Raw genomic sequence first — 19,473 nt, 5'->3', positions numbered from 1 at the left:
ACTCTTTTGTTTGATGATATGTTACAACAAAATAGTTTTTTAGACTATTCTTTTGCTTTTATACTACCGATGCCACTGGTTGATAGATTTTTTTCTTTCGGATTCCCTTTATAATTGATTTTCCCTACACCGCTAACATGAGCAGAAAGTACTTGGGATGCATATATATCGACATATCCCATTCCTGATACAGAACAATCTGCATTCTCCGATTCCAACTCGTATGCATTAATATTGGCTTTCCCACTAACAGACATATTTAGATTAGAAGCTTCTCCACCAAGAGTTATATCTGCAATACCTGACATATTTATGTTTATATTCTTACAATGCAGATTTTTGGCTGTAATATGTCCGGCTCCCGACCCTGATATTTGCAGATTTTCGGAATAGATCGAGTCTTTTAATTCGATATCATTTATTCCACCAGCCGAAAGCTCAGATAAAGAAGTCGAGTTAGTATATATTTTATAATACTTAGGATTAATCTCTGAGGTAGACTCTATCGTTAACTTGTTGTTTTCTACTGTTGCCGATACATAATTAACTAGGTTTTCATCGATTTCGATACGTAAATAAGGTTTCTCATCTACTTTTTGTGTGTAGACAATATCAAACTGGTTACTTACTGAAATGCTATTGTAATCGTCTATGGCTATTTCTTTAGAAACCATATTGCCATTTCCTTTGACTCCGTTTTTAAAAGCGGACATGTTACACGAAGTCATAACTATGACACTCATCAAGACGCATACTAGTATTTTCATAATTGTTTAGGTTTTTCTTATATGACTACCTTGAAGTGTGATTGGTTACAAAAAAATAAAAGAAAATTCACGAAAAAAAAAGAAGGTGTGCCAAAAGTCTAGATAGAACAACGATTACACTGAAAAAACAGAAAGTATAGTATCTGTGTGTTATGCGTTACTAACTTCTTTTGTCACACCCTCTTTTTTACTAGTCGGAGACCTTATTTAAGATTCTTATATCTAACCAGTGCTTCTAAGAAGTAGTAATCGGCATAGCATAACGGAACGTTAATCTCTGACTTATGAGGAATACTTCCCACACAATGCATAATTATGAAATTAGCATTTGTGCCTAAAGTTGCTCTATAATTTGGAGATGCCAAGCTATGAAGCATTTTGATCGCCATTTCGGTGTAAGATTTATTCTGAGTAAACTCCCCTAATTCAAATAAGGCAGAGCAGACAATGGCTGCTGCCGATGCATCTTTTAATTTTTCCTGAAACTCTACAGCATATGATTTTCCCTGAGGGGTATATCCGGTCTGGGCTACATTAAAATCCCATAGAGGTATAAAATCGGCAGGTAAATTTTTTATGAAGTAATCAGCCAACTGTTTAGCTGTATTCAGATAAGTTGAATCCTTTGTTTCCCTGTAGACCATAGTAAATCCGTAAATTGCCCATGCCTGACCGCGAGCCCATGTAGAGTTGTCGCTAAAACCCTGAGCTGTTCCTTTGAAACGGACGTCCCCCGTTATGGTATCGTAATCTACAACATGATACGAGCTGAAGTCTTCCCGGAAATGATTTTTGATGGTTGTATTAGCATGCTTTACAGCAATATCGTAGAATTGTTTATCTCCCGATATTTTCGAAGCATTGAAAAGTAACTCAAGATTCATCATATTATCAATGATAACCGGAAAAGTCCATTTTGTAGTATCTCCCCATGCCTTACCCCCATTCCAGGACTTTATCGATTGTACTTTATCATCATATCGTGTTGATAAAGACCGGGCACTCTCAATCAGTATATCCTTGTATTCAGGCTTAGAAGCCAACCGTTCGGCATTACCATAGCTGCAATACATCATAAAGCCAAGATCGTGATTGCCAGTATACGTTTTTAGAGGTTCGAGCGAATGTGTCCATTTCTCGGCATTGTATCTCCATGTAGTATCACCGGTCAATTCATATAAATACCATAGCGAACCGGGAAAAAATCCGGGAGTCCAGTCATACATATCGGTAACTCTCAGTGTACCGTTCTCATTGGCCGTGCGTGGATAGTTTTTGCCTGTTGGTTCTCCTACATTAGCAAGCATAAGCTTTGTTTGTGCTGAGGCAAACTCTACATTTTCGTTGATGAAGTTTTCTTTTTCTTTCTTTTTTTCTTTTGTGCAAGAAGTGATAAAGAAGGTACCCATTAATAAAAAAGTGAGTACTGTTATTTTTGATGTTTTCATATAATAAATAAATTAAGGTTGTATAATTCCAAAAATAGGAAAAATAATCTTTTAACATGTATTGTAAGGTATAAATAGTTGATATGCATAATCGAACCTGAAAAAGTAATGCCGATACGATGATTTTCTATATCTTTATCATCTGTGTAAATATGGGACTGTATATTTCGATATAGTTTCTTTGTTGCTTAATCAATAAACAGGTCTGAGACCTTTAAATAAAATAATATGAAACTTATTAAAAGTACAATTATCTTAGCACTAGCCGTAATGGTTGTTAGTTGCGGTGGAAATTCAAATAAAGAGAATGCACAGAGTGAATCTGTTGAACAGGTTGCCGATAGTAACAAAGTAGCAGCAGGTACTTATACCAATGAACTTTTGGGATACAGTATAAGCTATCCGAAAGATATACTTTTACCTCAGGATGCCTCAGCAAATAGTGAAGAGCAAATTTTCAAGGCTGCCGAAGGAAAAGCAGAGTTGCGTATTTATAGCGATAAGCGTACAGATAAGAGTGGTGCCTCTCTGGCTTTTAATGCAGCTTATGAAGAAGACATAGCCGATAAAAAAGGACGTCAGATTGCTCATAGTGCATTGAGTCCCAATTATTATGTTATATCGGGTCTGGATGGAGACATGCTCTATTATCAAAAGACAATTTTCACGAAAGGAGCTTTAGTTACAGCTATTCTTAAATATCCAAAAGAAGAAAAAGACACTTATAATGCAATGATTTCTCCTATATTCAACTCATTTAAGTAAAAGGAAATATTTAATGACACATTTTAAAGGCATAACAGCCTATCGCTGTTTTGCTTGCCAAAGCAATAAATAGTTCTGCGAACTTAAATAATAAGAATATCCGGAGTCGAAAATAAAAGAGGCTGCCCCACTTTTGCGGGCAGCCTCTTCATGTATTAAACTATAAACTTTATTTACACTACACGGTTTTCGTCTTTTTTAGGGCGTGCTTCTTTTATGATTGCTCTTTTTTCGGTTCTATACTTATCTCTTAAAGCTTGAATTCTCTCTTTTTGAACTTCGGGAGCTATGCGGGTCATTTCTACAGCTTTCTTTTCTTTTTCGAAATTCGATTTCAAATCTGCTAATTTAGCTGTCGTTGCAGCATCTAACTTCATTTGTTTTCCGCCTCTGTTTCTGTTTCCAAAATTCTTACCACCTCTATTATCTCCCTTTGTTTTCTTATCAACCATAGCTTGCCATTTTACTTGCTGCTCGGGTGTAAGTAATGCTTTTATATCTGCCTGATGAGTTTTTCGTAAATCTCTTTGCTGACTTCGTAATGCACTGTTCTTTGTTTTAAAATCTTCTGTCAAAGCTTTCATTTTCTCTTGTTGCTCTGCTGTCAGGTTCAACTCTTGAAGAGCTTTAGTTCTGTCGCCACCTCTGCGTCCGCCATCTTTGCCTTGAGCTGATACCCCGAATGAAATACTTGCTAATAATGCTAATGACAATAATATCTTTTTCATATTTTCTTACTTTTAATTGTTTATGCATCTTTGACCTGAAATAAGAGTAGAGGTTTAATCTATTTACATTCTTTAATAAAGCAGTTCAAATCCGATATAAGGGTTTTCTCGTTAGCCGAAACGCACTCCGTGGTATTTATATAGCTTATTAATAATATATATTTTAACTAAATTGGGGACTGAAATCTCTATATGTCTAACTTTTTAGACGAAAAAAGAGGTGGACTATTGTATGTCTAATTTTTTAGACATACATTTGCTTCATAACATCGAATAATTATGCAACTGACAAAGGCTGAAGAACAAATTATGCAGATACTGTGGACTCTAGGGGAGGGCACAGTGCAGGATATATTAAAGGAGTTTATTAAAGAGAAACCAGCAAGAACTACCATAGCTACCATTTTAGGAATATTAGAGACTAAAGAGTTTGTGGCTCACAGAACGGATGGTCGATCGAATGTTTACTGGGCGATTATAAAAAAAGAAGACTACTCGAAAAAACAATTATTCGGCTTTTTGAAAAACTATTTCGACGGATCTTTTTCTTCGATGACTTCTTTCTTTGCCAAAGAAGCCAATTTATCAATAGATGACTTGGATAAGCTTTTGGAGGAAACCAGACAGTCATTACAGGAAGATCAAAACAAAAAAGAAAAAGGATTATGAAAGAGTTTATCATATATATAGGTCAATCCGCTATTTGTATTGGAATATTCTTTATTATTTATAGAATGTTCCTTCGCTCCTCCACATTTTTCCGATTCAATCGTATATTTCTCTTGTCGGGATTATTAGCCTCATTCATTTTACCAACGATACGTTTTTCATACGATGTAGTTCTTCCTGTATCTGTGTCTTCACTTTCTGATCCATCAATACCCCTCGTGGAAGAAACGGCAGAAATAAATATATGGTTTCTTTTGTCCGTTGTTTACATAACCGGCATTATAATACAATTGTTACGTAATCTGACATCATACCGGAAAATAATTCGATTAATAAAATCCGGAATACAAACTAAAACCGATTACTACAAAGTGGTAGACAGCCCTCTGATAAAATCACCTTTTACAGTACTCAATTGCATTGCTATCAATACAATGAATATGAGTGAAATTGAAAAAGACGTAATATTAAAACATGAAATAACTCACATATCTCAAAAACATTGGATAGATCTATTATGCAGCGAATGTGCACTATTACTGCAATGGTTCAATCCCTTGATGTGGTTATACGTGTCTTCACAGAAAGAGAATCACGAATTCTTAGCTGATAAAGCGGTAATAGATGCGGGTATTTCTCCTGCCATATATCAGGCTGCACTTATCAATCAAAGATTTCAGGGCCCGGTGTTTTCTTTCTCTAATTCATTTACTTATCCAAACCAATTAAATCGTTTATTTATGATTAAGAAAGAAAAAACTTCACCTTGGAGAAGAGCAGCTGTGCTGGCTCTTATCCCTTCTTTTGGATTATTCTTCTGGGCTTCGGCAACACCTCGTTTTATATTTAAATCTACTGGAGAGAACTCTGATAATGTGTCATCTGTCTTTGCCCGGGATTCAGTAAAGGTTATTGGATTTGCAGCCGACCATATTAATAATAATTCCGATGCGAATAAAGCCCTCTATATTATTGACGGTAAAGAATCGTCAGTTTCAGGAATGAAAGGGCTTGACTCTAAAAATATAGAATCAGTCTCAGTGCTTAAAGACAAGTCTGCAATAGCGGCATATGGGAGCAAAGGCGAAAATGGGGTAATCGTAATTACAACTAAAAAAGGGGCTTCTGTATCCGTTCCGATAATGATAAATATTAGTGACCCTGTAGCATCAGATCAAGGACAGTCCGGTACGAACACTATATCTGTAAATGAAGACAAGAACGGATTATCTGTAATTTCTTCTGATAACGATGAGGGTTTTAAAATGACAAATATTAAAGCGGGTAAACCTATAGTCTTTATAAATGGTAAGGAGGCAACAGGCGAGATCCTTCAAGCATTAAGCCCTGATAAAATAGAACGTATAGAAGTTCTGAAAGGAGATAAGGCTATTGAATCATACGGAGAAAGAGCTAAAGACGGTGTAATACTCGTTACTCTAAAAAAGAATTAAGGTCGCAGTTTAGCTGGTATAATAGCTATAAATATATTTAAGACGACCTTACTTCATATAAATACTACGAACATAATGGATTTCTGAGTTAAGGATGAGTTTTTTATCTATATAGAAAACTCATCCTTATATTATAAGGCAGCACCAAAGGAAAACTAATTCTGAAAATTACGTAACAAGCATAATCAAAAAGTATTATTTGAATTGCCTGAGCTGTTACTTCAATCAGTATCTGAATACTTCGAGTGATAGACTCTAAAGCGAAAGAACAACTTGAAGAATGAAGAGAAAATTGAAGTAGTCTAATCAAATGGGACGTAATTTTTCGAGAGCTAATACTGCCAGACCTTTCTGTCCAAAGTGATTCTGCGGGTCAATCGCAAGACACTCTTCAAAATCTTTGATAGCATCATTTATTTGTCCACTATTGGCTAGAGCTAGTCCTCTGTTAAAAAACAATTGCGGATCGAAAGGGTCAAGCTCTATAGCTTGATTATAGTCGTTAATTGCCTTTTCAAATTCTTTAATATTGACATAGGCTGCGGCTCTGCAACTTAAGTTGATTGTATTATACGGATTTATTTCGATTGCTTTATTGTAATTATCAACAGCTTCCTCGTACATACCCAAATCGTCGTAGGTATATCCTAAATTACAATGATAATCAGCATTGTCGGGATCCAGCGTAATTGCCTTTTTGTAGTCGATTATAGCTTTTTGATATTCACCAAGTTTATTGTAGGTATTTGCTCTGTTGTAGTAAAGAGCTGGAATGCTGTTAGCTATTTCGATAGCTTTGTTGTGATATTGTATTGCCTTTTCATACTCCTGTAATTCAGAATATGCTACTCCGGCACTACTATATTTGTCGACTTTCTGAGCCGGAGATTCTTCTTCTAAAGATAAATTTTCATTCTCGATCTCTCCGATTAATTCTCTGAGAGCACCGGCTTTCTCAGCACCAGGTGGTTGAGATAAAGCATCTCTTAATTTTTCAGAGTAAAGAGATGAGTAGTTCTCTTGCTCATAAGATTGGCTATTTTCGGATTTATCTAATCCTAAAAATCCTAATATTTTATTTAATCCGTTGTTACCCATATATTAAAAGGTCAGAGACCTATCCGTTTTTTATTTAAATATATATACAAAAGTAATTAAAATAGCCTCAATAAGGAATTATCAACTTACCGGATATAGAAATTAGCATTAATATTTTATAGCTTTAAAGTCGTGAATCTTCTCTTTACTATTGTATTGGAGAAAATGCAGTAACCGAATATACTTTCTAATTATTAATCAGAAGGTCTGTTTTATTTTGATGTATTTAATATAAACGAAATGAGAGTCTATTTATTTTTTTTACTAAGTTTAATTTGTTTAAATAATGATCTTAAAGCACAGGACTATGATTGGTCAGAGAGCAAAAAAAACGAATTTAAGCAAGACACCGCACAAGTAGAACAGTCGGTGAGAGTGATGTTGGATAAAGACTATTCAACATATGGTATGATCGAAGCCTCACGTTATCTGGAGCAGGGATATGATAAACTGCTCAATAAATATTATAAGGTATTATTGAATATCTTAAACGATGAGAATAAAGAATTATTGAGGATGAGTCAGCGTAATTGGATCTCGTTGAGAGATAGTGAGAAGAAATTGATTTGGGGTATGAAGAATCAGACCTACGAGGCTTCGGGCGGAGGAACTATATGGAATGTCATTGCAGCGGGTGCAGATGCTGATATTACACGTCGACGCGTTTTTGAATTATATGATTTATTGATGTTTTCGACTCTTAATTGAAGCTCAGCTCCGAAAATAAAAAGAAGGTCTACTTCGTATACCGAGTAAACCTTCTTTTTATTTTGCATGTTAGTCTGGGTTGCTTTACTTCTTTCCCTTTTTTGCAACTTTTAGATCGGTTTTAATATCTACACTATTTTCGTCTTTAGATTGTTGGATTAGCCATGATTTTAACTCGTTTACTTTTCGGATAAGGCAACTGGCACATGATTGGGGAATTTCGGCTACAGCAAATACCTCATTATACAATCCATAAATGCGGCTCATGCTATAGCGATGGGTTGAGTTTACTTCTTTTAAAAGAAATTCAACTTTTTGTACTAATGTATCTGTCGTTTGTTTTGTTTTTGTAAGTGTCATACTATATGTAATTTAGTGAATAGGGAATATTTAATGATGCGTTTTTGGATATAAGTGCTCCTCGTGTTTACAGTAAGAGTAGGAAATAAAATCTTATTTAATAATTTTCGAATTGTCATCAAGATATAGTATTATAAATATGATGACCGAAAATATAAGCCCAATAGTCCATATTAACCATGAGGATAAAGTGATTGACACAATTGTATAAATTATCCATAAAAGATGAAAAGTTAAGCAGGGTTTACAGTTGAAGGGTTTGCGATTGAATTTTTTAGAAAATCGTGTTAGTGAGAAATCTGGATGCTCGGTTAATACTTTTCCGAGTAGAATACCTGATAAATTTATCGAAATACAAACTAAAAATAATGTTAGCATAAGGAGATGTTTTTTCATATAGATAAAAAAAGAAGAAACCAATTTTGATTTCTTCTTCTTTTATTATGACAATATGATCTGATCCTTATTCTTCCAGATTATCATTTGAATCAGGAGATTGTACCTTCATCAATTTGGTAATTAGATCAACTTGTTTTTGAGCTTTTTCGATCAATCGTTGGTTGTTTGGCTCCAGAGACATCACTCTTATAAAGTCGTCAAGACCTTGTTGATATTGCTCAGTTATTTTACACGCCAAACCTCTATTGAAATATGCTTTAGTATAGTTGGGGTTTAATTCGATAGCTTTGCTGTAATCTTCAATAGCTACACTATGTTGGCTATGATTATAGTAAATATTTCCCCTGTTAAAATAAGTCTCTGCTAATTCGGGATTGAAACGAATAGCTTCAGTATAATCTTTTACTGCCGCATCGTATGCCTGTTTGTTTGTATGAGCATTTCCCCTGTTAAAGTATCCTTCAGCATTTTCGGGAGATACACGCAGTAGCTCATTGAAGTTGAAGATTGCCGCATCAAAATCTTTAAGATATGCATATGCTAATCCTCTGTTGAGAAAAGCCTCCTCGTTGTCGTGCGACAGCTCCAATACTTTGTCGTAACTGGTAATTGCCTCCGGATATTCTTCTTGTTTAAAATAGGCTGTAGCCAAATTCTGATATGTCTCGAGTCCTGCTTTCTGATTGAAAATAACTTGATTATAATCGTTGATCGCTAAAGCAAACTGATTAGTTTGGAAGTACGCATCAGCTCTGTATCCATATACATCTGTATTGTTAGAATCTAGACGAAGAACTTCATCAAAATCAGCAATTGCTTTATCGTACTCTTTCTTTATAAAGTAAGATTCACCTCTTTTAAAATAAGCACCAACCTCATTAGGCTTAGTCTCGATTGTTTCCGTAAAATCAGCAATTGCTTTATCATATTCACCAATACTGAAATATACATTCCCACGGCTAAGCATATCTACACTGCCGGGGTCGAGGCGTAAAGCCTCATTACAATCTGCTATTGCTCTGTTATGATCACCTTTGGTATTATATGCACTAGCTCTGTTGTTGTATGCTTCGGCATTTTCGGGATTCAGTTCAATGGCTCTGTTGAAATCTTCGATAGCTTTATCAATCTCACCACGTTTTAGCAGAATTGTTCCTCTAAGATTGTAAACCACTGCATCTTCGGGATTCAATCGAAGTACGGTATTGAAATTGTCAATTGCCCGGTCGTACTCGTTTCTGGTGTAGTATACTAATCCTCGGCTGTAATACGCTTTATCATAATCAGGAGAGATAATAATTGTAGCATTATAGTCGTTAATCGCTTTATCCAATTCGTTCACTTTCGAATATGCAAGCCCTCTGTTGTAGTATGCTTCCTTGTCATTCGGATTAAGTCTGAGCGTTGCATTAAAATCTTCAATAGCTCTATCGTAATTGTCCAGTGCCAAATAAACCAGACCTCTGTTGAGGTAAGCCTTTATATTATTAGGTTTAATTCGTAACGCTGCATCAAAGTTCTCAATTGCCTTGTCGTATAATCCTTTGCTTTTACATATCAAACCTCTGTTGAAGTATGCTTTAGCATCGTATGGATTCATCTTGAGGGTTGTATCATAATCCTGAATGGCATCATCAAACAGTCCTAGGTTGAAATAGGCATTTGCACGATTATAATATGCATTTGTATAGTTTGGATTCAATTGTAGAGCTTCGTTGTAATCTTGGATAGCTTTATCAAATTGCCCCATGTTGCTAAGTGTAGTACCTCTGTTGTAGAAGGTTTCGGCATCATCCAGATTCAGGCTTATTGCTGTATTGTAATTCTCCAAAGCTCTATCGAAGTCTCCCTTATCGCTATATGCAGTTCCTTTGTTGAAATATGCTTCGGCGTAGTCGGGTTTTAATTGTAGAGCCTGATTGTAATTCTCAATCGCCATATCGTATTGCCCTTTGCTGCTGTAAGCAGTTCCTTTATTGTAGTAAGCTTCCGTATAATTAGAATTTAATTCGATAGCCTTGTCATAGTCGGCAATTGCTTTGTCGTAGTCGCCTGTGCTGTTATATACATTGCCCCTGTTGTTGAAAACCTGAGGCTGATTAGCATTTATTTCGATCAGTTTAGTATATGTTTCTACAGACTTATTCGTGTCTTTATTTGCAGAGTAGGCTTGTGCTAAATAAAAATAAGTTTGATATAGTAAGCTGCTTTTGCGGTCTTTATCTATTACCTCATCTTTTTCAATATTTTTTGCAATATCCTCTAGTGACCCTATTTTGGTTGCCATATCAGCTTTGCTTATAGCAGCATGAATGTCGAAATTGTAACTTGAAGTACGTGCGTCTTCTTTGATATTTATTCCTATCTTTTCAACCTCCGAAAGCGTACTTTCTACTTTACCCAAGGCTGCATTTATTTCATCCTTTCGGTCATCTATTTCTTGAGTTTTTGCATCAATCTGTTCTTTCTGAGCATCAATTTCAAGTTTCTTCGTATCAATGTCTTTCTTCTTATGATCTATTTCTTCATTTTTATCGGTTACTTTATCTAAAGTATCCTCAACAGCTTTCATTCTGTCTTTCAATTCCATAAATCCAAGGAATGAAAAAATGAGCGTGATAAGTGCTAATACGGCTGCCCAGACAAATAGCAGCATAACTGTATTGTCGGCTGTTCGTGACAACATGCCTGAGTATTCGGTTAATTGAATAGTGGCTTGTTTGATAATAGCTTCTTCTGCTTTTTGAGCTTTTTGAGTCTTAACCAAATTAATACTGTCAATATAATGACGTCCTACCTGATCGGTTGCTACTACATATTGTGAATTATCCCGTAACATTCCGAATAACTCTTGCAGTTCTTGGTTATTTTGCTCGGCACGATCTACTATTCGTTTAGTATTTGTATAGCTTATACCTCCTGCAACAAAAGTAAGTGCAATGAGTATACATGCAAACCATCCAAAATTGATAAATCGAGAAGTTTTCCTGTTTTTGTCAATAGCCATAATACAGCTTTTTTATAATAGTTAAATTGAAAATTCTAAATAGATATGTATTTCTACAATAAATGCATATTATAAAGTGTTCTGAGACTTTATAACATGTTAAATAAGGTATCTATATTTAATGCATTTGTTGTTAATGTATATTTATAATATCAAAAATGTATCTACGTGTGTAATAGATATATCTTTCTCGAAAACACAAAAATAAGAAAAAACATTAACATTTAGGTGCCTAAAGAGAATTTTTAAATGTGAAAAAGAATCAGAGAATTTAACACAAGGTTGCATTCTTTTAATTATAAGCTTTAATCATTTTACTATCTTTATCTTCTGATTTGTTTATTAGAATGAGAATTGGATGTGTATGAGTAAGATTTATAGGATAATAAGGTTTGGTGTATTTACGGTAGGATTATCTTTACTGCTAGCATTATCTTCATGTGGAAGCAGCAAGAAGGTTTTATATAATCCGGTGGAAGTAGAGCAATTATCCCGGACTTTACGTATTCCGATTAATAATGATGATCCTAATATTCCTCTTTATGCTGAAACATCGCTGTGGCTGGGCGTACCTTATCGTTATGGTGGAAATACAAAAGCGGGTTCAGACTGTTCGGGTTTTGTCTGGCAGGTTTATCGGAGGGTTTACGGTAAGAATCTGGAGAGATCATCCGATGATCAGGCAAAAAAAGATGTGCATAAAGTTGGGAAAGGAGGTCTTAAACCCGGAGATTTGGTGTTTTTTAGAACGTCTAAAAAATCGAAAAAGATAGATCATGTAGGTATTTTCCTTAAAGATGGCTATTTTGTACATGCTTCTACCTCCAAAGGTGTTATTGTAAGCAGTTTGAATGAGGACTATTATAAAAAAACTTGGCAAAAAGGAGGTAGAGTCAAATAACTCGACCCATATATAAAAAATCAAGGAGCGAACATATTTTTGATATGTTCGCTTTTTTATTCTTTAGAATGTTTAGATCTCGTCAGGCCATGGTGTCGGCTTTCCTGTCGCGATGAAACTGGGGCGTTGAGCATCTACACTTCTCAGGTGTTTGCCCAGATCTTTCGAAAGGCTCTTTACTATGTCGGCATGTTTTTCTGAAAGATCATTTACTTCGCCTATATCTTCGGAAATATTAAAAAGTTCTTTCTTTCCACTTTCGTAATAATATATTAGTTTCCAATAACCATCCCTGATAGAGCATGTTGCACCTATTCCCGGTCCCGATGGTCCCCATATATTGGGAAAGTTCCAGTATAGTTTTCGCCCATTAGCCGGATTTCCGCTTTCAGTCAATAATGGGACAAAGCTTTTTCCGTCAATCGGCTGAATTATTTTGTGATTTTTTACTTTTGCCATTTCTAAAATCGACGGGTAAAAATCTTCAATGATAAGATACTCATTGCACTTTGAGCCCGCTTTTACTTTGCCGGGCCATGAAACAATCATCGGTTCACGTATCCCACCTTCGTAAGCTGATCCTTTTCCGCTATTGAGAGGAGAGTTTTGTGTGTGAAGTTTTCCGCTGCGTGTGGTGGCAGCCAACCCGCCATTGTCAGACATGAATAAGATTATTGTATTATCTGATAAATTGTTGGCTTCCAGATAATCCATCAAATCTCCAAGGCTTTTATCCATGCCTTCGATAAGAGAAGCGTATGCAGCCTCAACCTCAGTCATGCCTTTGTTTGCATATTTTGGGTAAAACCTCATGTCTTTTTGAATCGGGATGTGTATGGCATAATGTGCCATATATAAGAAGAACGGTTGTTCGAGTCTTTGAGCATGATCAAGTTCTTTCTTCGCTTCCAAAGTAAGAGCTTCGGTAACAAATATATCTTGTCCCCAATATTTATCGAGTCCGGGTATTGCCTGAAGCGGACTTTTTTGTCCATTGGTTTTATTTCCGAAGTTTTCACTGCCCAAATAGCTGGCAAGTCCTCCGCCTGCATGTCCGGCTATGTTTACTTCAAAACCTAAATGATAGGGGTTTTCTCCCGGAGTATCTATTGCTCCAAAATGTGCTTTTCCACAATGTATAGTATGGTAGCCATTATCTTTTAAAACTTGGGCTAATGATGTCACCTGATAAGTGTGCTCAATATCGGGTATTTGGCAAATCCCATTGATATTCCATTCGGGAGGTTGAATTATACTGCTTTTTCCATCGTTTGTCTTATTTTTCTCTAGCGTCCAATTTGTAACACGATGTCTGGCTGCATTCATTCCCGTAAGTAGGCTAACTCTCGAAGGAGAGCTTACACTGCATGCGTATGCTTGCGTAAACATCATTCCCCGGCTTGCCAAGCGCTCCATGTTGGGTGTTTCGTAGAGGTCATTCCATGTTGTCTTCTCTGTCCAGAAGGGTAATGAAGTGTCTTGCCATCCCATATCATCAACTAAAAATAGAATGATGTTCGGGCGGTCTTGTACTTTTTTCTGAGCAAGAGATGTCAAGGGAACAAATACTATTAATGGTACAATAGATTTCCATTTCATTTCGAAGATCAATTAATGTTTTTCATAGGTTATATTTGTAAAGGTATAATTTTTCTTTGGTTAAACCTTATAAGAGATAACCTCTTAACTGTATTAAAAAAAGTTCTAATTATGCTATCTGCGTGTTTTTGTTTTTATATTTGCTAAATGAAGGTGCGTCTTATTATGATAGCCGTTTTGTTGATTGTGGGGTTGTTGACTAGTTTGTTTTCTACAAATAAGTTGACTCGCTTCTGCTTGTATACCCCTCTCAAGGTGCTTTTGATAAGCTTGGGGTTGGCTCTTATTTTATGGATTGTATCAGGCAGTATTTTTAATGGTGTGGATATGAAGCAGTATATGAATGTGGATAATAAAGAGCTGTTTTTCTATCCCTTTTTTGTTTGTTTTAGTTGTGCTCTCGCTTCATATTCTATATTTCTGTGTAAGATAAGTTCTGTACGGGAAAATTTTCTTCTGTCGTTTATTTCCTTCTTGTTCCTACCGTTATTTATTGCTTTTTGGATTGTATCGCCACAAATTCCATCTAAAGAATATTATATGCAGACTGCTTATTATTCGCTGGCGTTTATTTTGCCTCAAACATATTTCTTTATCGATTTTTGGAAGAAGACCCAAAATGGTACTTGGATAGGATAGGGTAATTTTATTCTTGAAGTTGACTTCTTTAATCCTCTAATGTTTAACCCGGGGGATTGAGTGTCGATTGAATCTGCTTTTCTTGTAGATTTAATAATTAAGCACAAAACATTTTGACGTGTCTATCGTTTAAAAAGAAGTTATTTATAAAATATTCAGATATGAAAAAATTAATTGGACTATTGTTTTTATTGCCTTTGTTATTTGCTTCGTGTGCTTCAAATAAGGGAACAGTAAAAATGATTGTGGCTTCGCAGCAGGGCGATTGTGTAGGTGTTGCACCTCAGAAGTGTTTACTGGTAAAAATGGGTACGGATACTAATTGGACATTTTTCTACAATCAGATAGAAGGGTTTCAGTACGAACCCGGGTATGAGTATGTATTGGAGGTAAAAGAGGAAAAAGTTGAAAATGTACCTGCTGATGCATCATCGTTGAAATATATTTTGGTTAAAGAGGTGTCTAAGACTCCTGCGGTTTCTGAAGGATTACCTGAGTCTGTAAAATCAGCTGTTCCGAATTATCAATGGGGTGGACGCGTTTTAAGGATTGCAGAAGAAAATATTGGACGTGGGGCTGCTAAGGGAAAAATGAGCGTAACTGTTTTAGAGGTGTTGGTTACCAGTTCCGAAACTGACGAGTTTAAGGATGGAGATACTATTCATTGCGAACTTGTGGCTTCACCAAAAGTTATGCCTATTGTAGGAAGAGAGTATGTTTTCAAAGCGAAAGATATGCATCCGGCTCATGCTTTGGGTGTGTATATGTTGGAAACTGATGTGCAGGATTTGGTACGGTAAACGGTATGATATATGAGCTGAAACAGCGATGGTTTATAAACTATCGCTGTTTTAATTTATAATGTTTTCTCAACATTCGGTTTTCCGTAAAGTAGACTTTCTTCTCTGTGTAAAGTCCTTTTGTTTGCAAATATCACGTCGGATTTTCGAAATAATTTCGCTTATCCTGCTTGTAGATAGGGATGTGATGTCAGATAAATCGGCATAAGTAATTGCGGGTTTAAGACGTACATACATCTTGAATAATTCAAACTCATGGATAGGGTATTTCGAATATACGAAATCAAATATATCATTCTCAAGTTCCCATTTGCTCTTTATTAATTCTTCGTCATTTTCAGAATCATCTATCTTGTCGTGATTATCCAAAGGTGTTACTATGCTTTGGGATTCTTGTATATTGATCTGCATAAAATTAGTGAAAAATGCCCGATGAAAGTATGCTTTATAATCGGCTATTTCTAACCCGCCAAAGCGTATTTTGTCGTATATCCTTAAGAAGGTGTCGTTTAATACATCTTCATCATAAGTGTCTTTATTGATTAGTTCTGTTTGAAGGCGGGGGTAAAATGACCCGAACCATTCTTTGAATATATCGGCTTTTGCTTGATTTTCGGGTGTTGCCACTGCGCCCGGTTTTATTTTGATGTATTTTTTGCCTTTATTGTTTGCGCCACTGTTTCCTAGTCTCATTGTTTTGTGGTTTTTAATTTATTGCGAATTGAGGTGAATAATCGCAGAATAGTAGAATATTTCAGCTTTTATAGAGGGTTAAGCATATTGTCCGTATTCAATCTGGTCAACTATATTGATTGTTCGTATCTTGTGCTTGAATCGTTCGATAATCCGCTCAATATTGGGGCTATCTGCTTTTACTTGTACGATAGTGTCTGCATCAATTCGTATTGAGCGAAGATTCTGTTGCTTTTCATTGGCATGATCAATTAGTTTTTGAGCTTGCTTGATTGCTTCTGAGTGATCAAATGTTTTGTATCGTCTTTTTGTTGTAGGTGATTGGGTTTGCATAATTATTTGTTTCTTTAAGTTTGTAAGGCTGTTTGTAAAATTGGTTTGTGTTCAAGGAGAGTCTTTTTCAACTGGCGGTTTTGAAAAAATCGCCGAATCGTTCAAATAATTCTTTGTCTTCGTAATATCGTTCCATAGCCCATTCTTCATTGTAGTTATAAGAATTATGGATTTTTGGATTTTCTTGTTCAAATGCGGCATTCCATAATAATTCGTCGGTTGTCATATTTTGATTATTTGGTTTGTTATTTGTATTTTTTATATAGAATAATAAGAATTATAAGTATTCGGTTTTTCGTTAATCTTCTTCTTCTTCTTCTTCTTCTTTGTTTTGTGCGCGATGTTTATAATATTCATTAATTATTAGGGTTTTATTGTTTAAATTTATATCTTTGTGTCTTGTTGTTTCGAATTGATAATGCAAATATATTCGGTTTGTCGAATATGTGCAAGTTCTTAAAGGATAAATGTTCGATATTTCGTCTGTTTAGAATCAGTCTAAATTATATGATATGAAAAATTCAATAAATGAGCGTATTAAAAAGATTGTATCGCAAAGTTCTAAGTCCGTTAGGGCTTATGCTGAGTTTGCTAATATAGCTCAGACAACCTTGAATGATTGTATTAAAGGCTCAACAGAGCCAAAATTTGGTTTGATAGATAAAATAATGAGTGCCGAACCGAATATAAATCCTGATTGGTTGTTGACCGGACGAGGTGAAATGTATCGTACTGATGAGAAAGATATAAATCTAAAGCTTGCAGTCGATACAGAGCAAGAACCTTATTTTGTCAATAGTTCAGGTGTGAAATATTACGAAATGCCTAACGGTCGTTTTCGTATGCGGGTACCTCTGATTCCCGTAAAGGCGTATGCTAAGTATATAGATGAGTATCGTGATGCTGAGTTTGTGAATGATTTGGAGGAAGTTGAGTTTATTGTGGATAAAATAGGGCTTGGGCGTTATTATGCTTTCGAGATAAAAGGAGATAGTATGGATGACGGATCGAAACGTAGTATTTGTGATAAGGACATCGTTCTTGCTCGCGAATTATCTAAAGATTATTGGCGCGATAAATTACATAATGATGAATATCCATTCTGGATTGTAATACTAGGTAATACTATTGTCTGTAAACAGATCATTGATCAGGACTTGGAGCGTTGCGAAATAACCTGCCATTCTTTGAATTCATCTCCTGAATATGCAGACTTTAAATTAAGTATGAATGATATCAGTCAACTCTGTAATATTGTAGCCCGACAATCGGTACAGTTTTAAGGCTTGGCTTTTGAATTATTTTCTATCTTTATTGCATCATTCTGAATCTGTTAATTAAGAATGAGATAATATGACATCGGAATTATAACGATCGGGTGTTTCTCTGTTTATTAAAAACAAATGGGTCTGAGGCCTTAAATTACTACAGCTATGAAAGGAAAAACCGCCGTCCTAGGCATTGATGTCCAAAATGATTTTACGCAACCAGCAGGAGCTTTGTTTGTGAATGGAGCCGATGCCGATGTGAGACGAATGGCTACTTTCATAGAAGAGTATGGGTCGAGTATTGATTATGTTGCACTTACCCTGGATTCTCATCAGCCTATCCACATTGCCAATCAGCATTATTGGCAAGACAAAGAGGGTTATCCACCTGCATTATTTACCGTAGTGTATGCTGCTGATGTTGAAGCCGGAAAATGGATGCCTCAATTTAATGAAGATTTAGCTTTGGAATATCTTCAGGATTTGGAGGGCAAGGGCGAAGTTTGTACTATATGGCCTGCTCATTGTATACAGGGCAGTAAAGGTTGGGCTATAAATGAGATACTGATAAAAGCGCTTTACTCATGGAGTATTAACGAAGGTGTGAATTACGACTTATTCTATAAAGGTATGCATCAGGCTACCGAGCATTACAGCATTTTTAAGGCTGTAGTAGAGTATGAGGATAGTGAGGAAACAAAACTAAATGAGAAATTGTTATCCAAGTTGGAGCAGTTTGATAATATTTTAATAATGGGAGAGGCAGCAGATTATTGCGTCGCCAACTCGTTAAATGATATGTTGGAAGTGGCACCGCATCTAGCAGAAAGAATAATTATTCTAACAGATTGTTGTTCATGGATTAATCCGGAGAACGAGCGAGCAATAATCATGTATGATAAGGCAAGAGAGCGAGGTGTGCGTTTTGCTACATCCGATCAGTTCCGAGATTAGTGTTATGCTATTTTGTTGCCTCGAAAAATATATAATTAAGGTCTCAGACCTATTTGTTGCTTTGGTAAGCATAATAGCGAGAGGCAGTTATAGTTGTAAAATGTAGTAATATATATTTAGTGCTACTTAAATAAATAAAAAAATGAGATTAACTTACATATATCATAGTGGGTTTGCTATTGAAGCAGAAAATTTTACTATTATCATTGATTATTATCAGGATTCCATCAGTGAGACGCATGGGGTGGTAGTGGATAGATTATTACATCGTCCACAGAAGCTATATGTCTTGGTTTCACATGGGCATGCCGATCATTTTAATCCGGAAATTCTTAAATGGAGAAAGAATAGACATGATATAACGTATATATTTTCGAAGGATGTCGAAAAGTCACTCAAGATGGATTCTACAGATGTAATTTTTATCGACAAGGATGAGCAATACGTAGATGATATATTACAGATTGATGCTTTTGGTTCTACAGACTTAGGTATTTCATTCAGAATTAAAGCGGATAACAAAGTAATCTTTCATGCCGGTGATTTAAATAACTGGCATTGGAATGAAGAATCTACAGAGGAGGAAATAAAGGATGCTGAGGATTTTTATTTAAGAGAACTTGATCATATCGCTGCGTTGACCCCTTTTGTAGATGTTGCCATGTTTCCTGTTGATCCTCGATTAGGTAAAGATTATATGAAGGGAGCAGGTCAGTTTATGGAAAGAATACCAACAGGTTTGTTTATTCCCATGCATTTTGATGTGGCATATGAAAAAGCGGCAGCAATAGAGGTTGTAGCAGAAAAATGCAAAGCTGAGGTTTTTGTTCCCTTGCATAGAGGCGATGTTATTGAAATATAAAGAGAGGGCTATGGTCCTAAT

At 35.7% G+C, this 19,473-nt stretch carries 20 protein-coding genes; 10 read left to right on the top strand and 10 right to left on the bottom strand.

The window, feature by feature from the left end; genetic code table 11:
- Window positions 1–44 precede the first annotated feature (44 nt).
- Both G7050_RS03300 and G7050_RS03295 read right to left on the bottom strand, forming a co-directional pair.
- Window positions 45–767 carry a head GIN domain-containing protein gene (locus G7050_RS03300; RefSeq protein WP_166111165.1) on the bottom strand — a complete coding sequence of 241 codons (723 nt, stop codon included), beginning with the start codon at window positions 765–767 and terminating at the stop codon, window positions 45–47.
- Between the two features lie 203 nt (window positions 768–970).
- Entirely contained in the window at window positions 971–2,215 is a 1,245-nt protein-coding gene (locus tag G7050_RS03295) for a glycoside hydrolase family 88 protein (protein ID WP_166111161.1), read from the bottom strand.
- Window positions 2,216–2,443: 228 nt separating this feature from the next.
- Between G7050_RS03295 and G7050_RS03290 the strand changes: the two genes are divergently transcribed.
- Entirely contained in the window at window positions 2,444–2,980 is a 537-nt protein-coding gene (locus G7050_RS03290; protein WP_166111158.1) for a PsbP-related protein, read from the top strand.
- A 173-nt stretch (window positions 2,981–3,153) separates the two neighbouring features.
- Here the strand turns inward: G7050_RS03290 and G7050_RS03285 are convergent, their stop codons facing one another.
- Complete coding sequence (locus G7050_RS03285; protein ID WP_166111155.1) at window positions 3,154–3,708, bottom strand: hypothetical protein; 555 nt, start codon at window positions 3,706–3,708, stop codon at window positions 3,154–3,156.
- 279 nt (window positions 3,709–3,987) lie between these two features.
- Between G7050_RS03285 and G7050_RS03280 the strand changes: the two genes are divergently transcribed.
- Both G7050_RS03280 and G7050_RS03275 read left to right on the top strand, forming a co-directional pair.
- Window positions 3,988–4,377 (top strand): BlaI/MecI/CopY family transcriptional regulator, encoded by a 390-nt coding sequence (locus G7050_RS03280; RefSeq protein WP_185154943.1) that lies wholly within the window; start codon window positions 3,988–3,990, stop codon window positions 4,375–4,377.
- Window positions 4,374–5,831 (top strand): M56 family metallopeptidase, encoded by a 1,458-nt coding sequence (locus G7050_RS03275; RefSeq protein ID WP_166111153.1) that lies wholly within the window; start codon window positions 4,374–4,376, stop codon window positions 5,829–5,831. Before G7050_RS03280 ends, G7050_RS03275 begins: the two co-directional genes overlap by 4 nt.
- A gap of 306 nt (window positions 5,832–6,137) precedes the next feature.
- Here the strand turns inward: G7050_RS03275 and G7050_RS03270 are convergent, their stop codons facing one another.
- Complete coding sequence (locus G7050_RS03270) at window positions 6,138–6,929, bottom strand: tetratricopeptide repeat protein (RefSeq protein ID WP_166111150.1); 792 nt, start codon at window positions 6,927–6,929, stop codon at window positions 6,138–6,140.
- Between the two features lie 240 nt (window positions 6,930–7,169).
- On the opposite strand from G7050_RS03270, the gene G7050_RS03265 reads away from it, so the two are divergent.
- The gene (locus G7050_RS03265; RefSeq protein WP_166111147.1) at window positions 7,170–7,637 is read left to right on the top strand and encodes a lysozyme inhibitor LprI family protein; all 468 of its coding nucleotides are present in this window, start codon (window positions 7,170–7,172) and stop codon (window positions 7,635–7,637) included.
- Between the two features lie 84 nt (window positions 7,638–7,721).
- Here G7050_RS03265 and G7050_RS03260 read toward each other — a convergent pair whose 3' ends face one another.
- On the bottom strand, window positions 7,722–7,997 hold the full coding sequence (locus G7050_RS03260; RefSeq protein WP_166111145.1) for a hypothetical protein: 276 nt from the start codon (window positions 7,995–7,997) through the stop codon (window positions 7,722–7,724).
- A 463-nt stretch (window positions 7,998–8,460) separates the two neighbouring features.
- Window positions 8,461–11,403, bottom strand: a complete 2,943-nt coding sequence (locus G7050_RS03255; RefSeq protein WP_166111142.1) for a tetratricopeptide repeat protein — start codon at window positions 11,401–11,403, stop codon at window positions 8,461–8,463.
- A 364-nt stretch (window positions 11,404–11,767) separates the two neighbouring features.
- Here G7050_RS03255 and G7050_RS03250 point away from each other — a divergent pair, with 364 nt between their 5' ends.
- A complete protein-coding gene (locus tag G7050_RS03250) occupies window positions 11,768–12,304 on the top strand; it encodes a C40 family peptidase (RefSeq protein ID WP_166111139.1) in 537 nt (178 codons plus the stop codon).
- A gap of 72 nt (window positions 12,305–12,376) precedes the next feature.
- On the opposite strand, the gene G7050_RS03245 is transcribed toward G7050_RS03250, so the two are convergent.
- Window positions 12,377–13,903 carry a sulfatase gene (locus tag G7050_RS03245; RefSeq protein ID WP_166111137.1) on the bottom strand — a complete coding sequence of 509 codons (1,527 nt, stop codon included), beginning with the start codon at window positions 13,901–13,903 and terminating at the stop codon, window positions 12,377–12,379.
- A 147-nt stretch (window positions 13,904–14,050) separates the two neighbouring features.
- Between G7050_RS03245 and G7050_RS03240 the strand changes: the two genes are divergently transcribed.
- On the top strand, window positions 14,051–14,542 hold the full coding sequence (locus G7050_RS03240; RefSeq protein WP_166111134.1) for a hypothetical protein: 492 nt from the start codon (window positions 14,051–14,053) through the stop codon (window positions 14,540–14,542).
- Between the two features lie 161 nt (window positions 14,543–14,703).
- On the top strand, window positions 14,704–15,342 hold the full coding sequence (locus G7050_RS03235; RefSeq protein ID WP_166111132.1) for a DUF4377 domain-containing protein: 639 nt from the start codon (window positions 14,704–14,706) through the stop codon (window positions 15,340–15,342).
- 69 nt (window positions 15,343–15,411) lie between these two features.
- Here G7050_RS03235 and G7050_RS03230 read toward each other — a convergent pair whose 3' ends face one another.
- The 3 genes from G7050_RS03230 to G7050_RS03220 form a co-directional block, all read right to left on the bottom strand.
- Entirely contained in the window at window positions 15,412–16,035 is a 624-nt protein-coding gene (locus tag G7050_RS03230) for a sigma-70 family RNA polymerase sigma factor (protein WP_166111129.1), read from the bottom strand.
- A gap of 78 nt (window positions 16,036–16,113) precedes the next feature.
- On the bottom strand, window positions 16,114–16,368 hold the full coding sequence (locus G7050_RS03225; protein WP_166111126.1) for a hypothetical protein: 255 nt from the start codon (window positions 16,366–16,368) through the stop codon (window positions 16,114–16,116).
- Window positions 16,369–16,435: 67 nt separating this feature from the next.
- Window positions 16,436–16,594 (bottom strand): hypothetical protein, encoded by a 159-nt coding sequence (locus tag G7050_RS03220; protein ID WP_166111123.1) that lies wholly within the window; start codon window positions 16,592–16,594, stop codon window positions 16,436–16,438.
- Window positions 16,595–16,880: 286 nt separating this feature from the next.
- On the opposite strand from G7050_RS03220, the gene G7050_RS03215 reads away from it, so the two are divergent.
- The 3 genes from G7050_RS03215 to G7050_RS03205 all read left to right on the top strand — a co-directional run bounded on the left by G7050_RS03215 (window position 16,881) and on the right by G7050_RS03205 (window position 19,452).
- Entirely contained in the window at window positions 16,881–17,651 is a 771-nt protein-coding gene (locus tag G7050_RS03215) for an XRE family transcriptional regulator (protein ID WP_166111120.1), read from the top strand.
- Between the two features lie 150 nt (window positions 17,652–17,801).
- The gene (locus G7050_RS03210; RefSeq protein ID WP_166111117.1) at window positions 17,802–18,590 is read left to right on the top strand and encodes a hypothetical protein; all 789 of its coding nucleotides are present in this window, start codon (window positions 17,802–17,804) and stop codon (window positions 18,588–18,590) included.
- Window positions 18,591–18,732: 142 nt separating this feature from the next.
- Window positions 18,733–19,452 carry an MBL fold metallo-hydrolase gene (locus tag G7050_RS03205; RefSeq protein WP_166111114.1) on the top strand — a complete coding sequence of 240 codons (720 nt, stop codon included), beginning with the start codon at window positions 18,733–18,735 and terminating at the stop codon, window positions 19,450–19,452.
- Window positions 19,453–19,473: the final 21 nt, after the last annotated feature.

The organism is Dysgonomonas sp. HDW5A, assembly GCF_011299555.1.
Taxonomy (GTDB): Bacteria; Bacteroidota; Bacteroidia; order Bacteroidales; family Dysgonomonadaceae; genus Dysgonomonas_A.
This window is presented reverse-complemented; position numbering and strand designations above follow the sequence as displayed.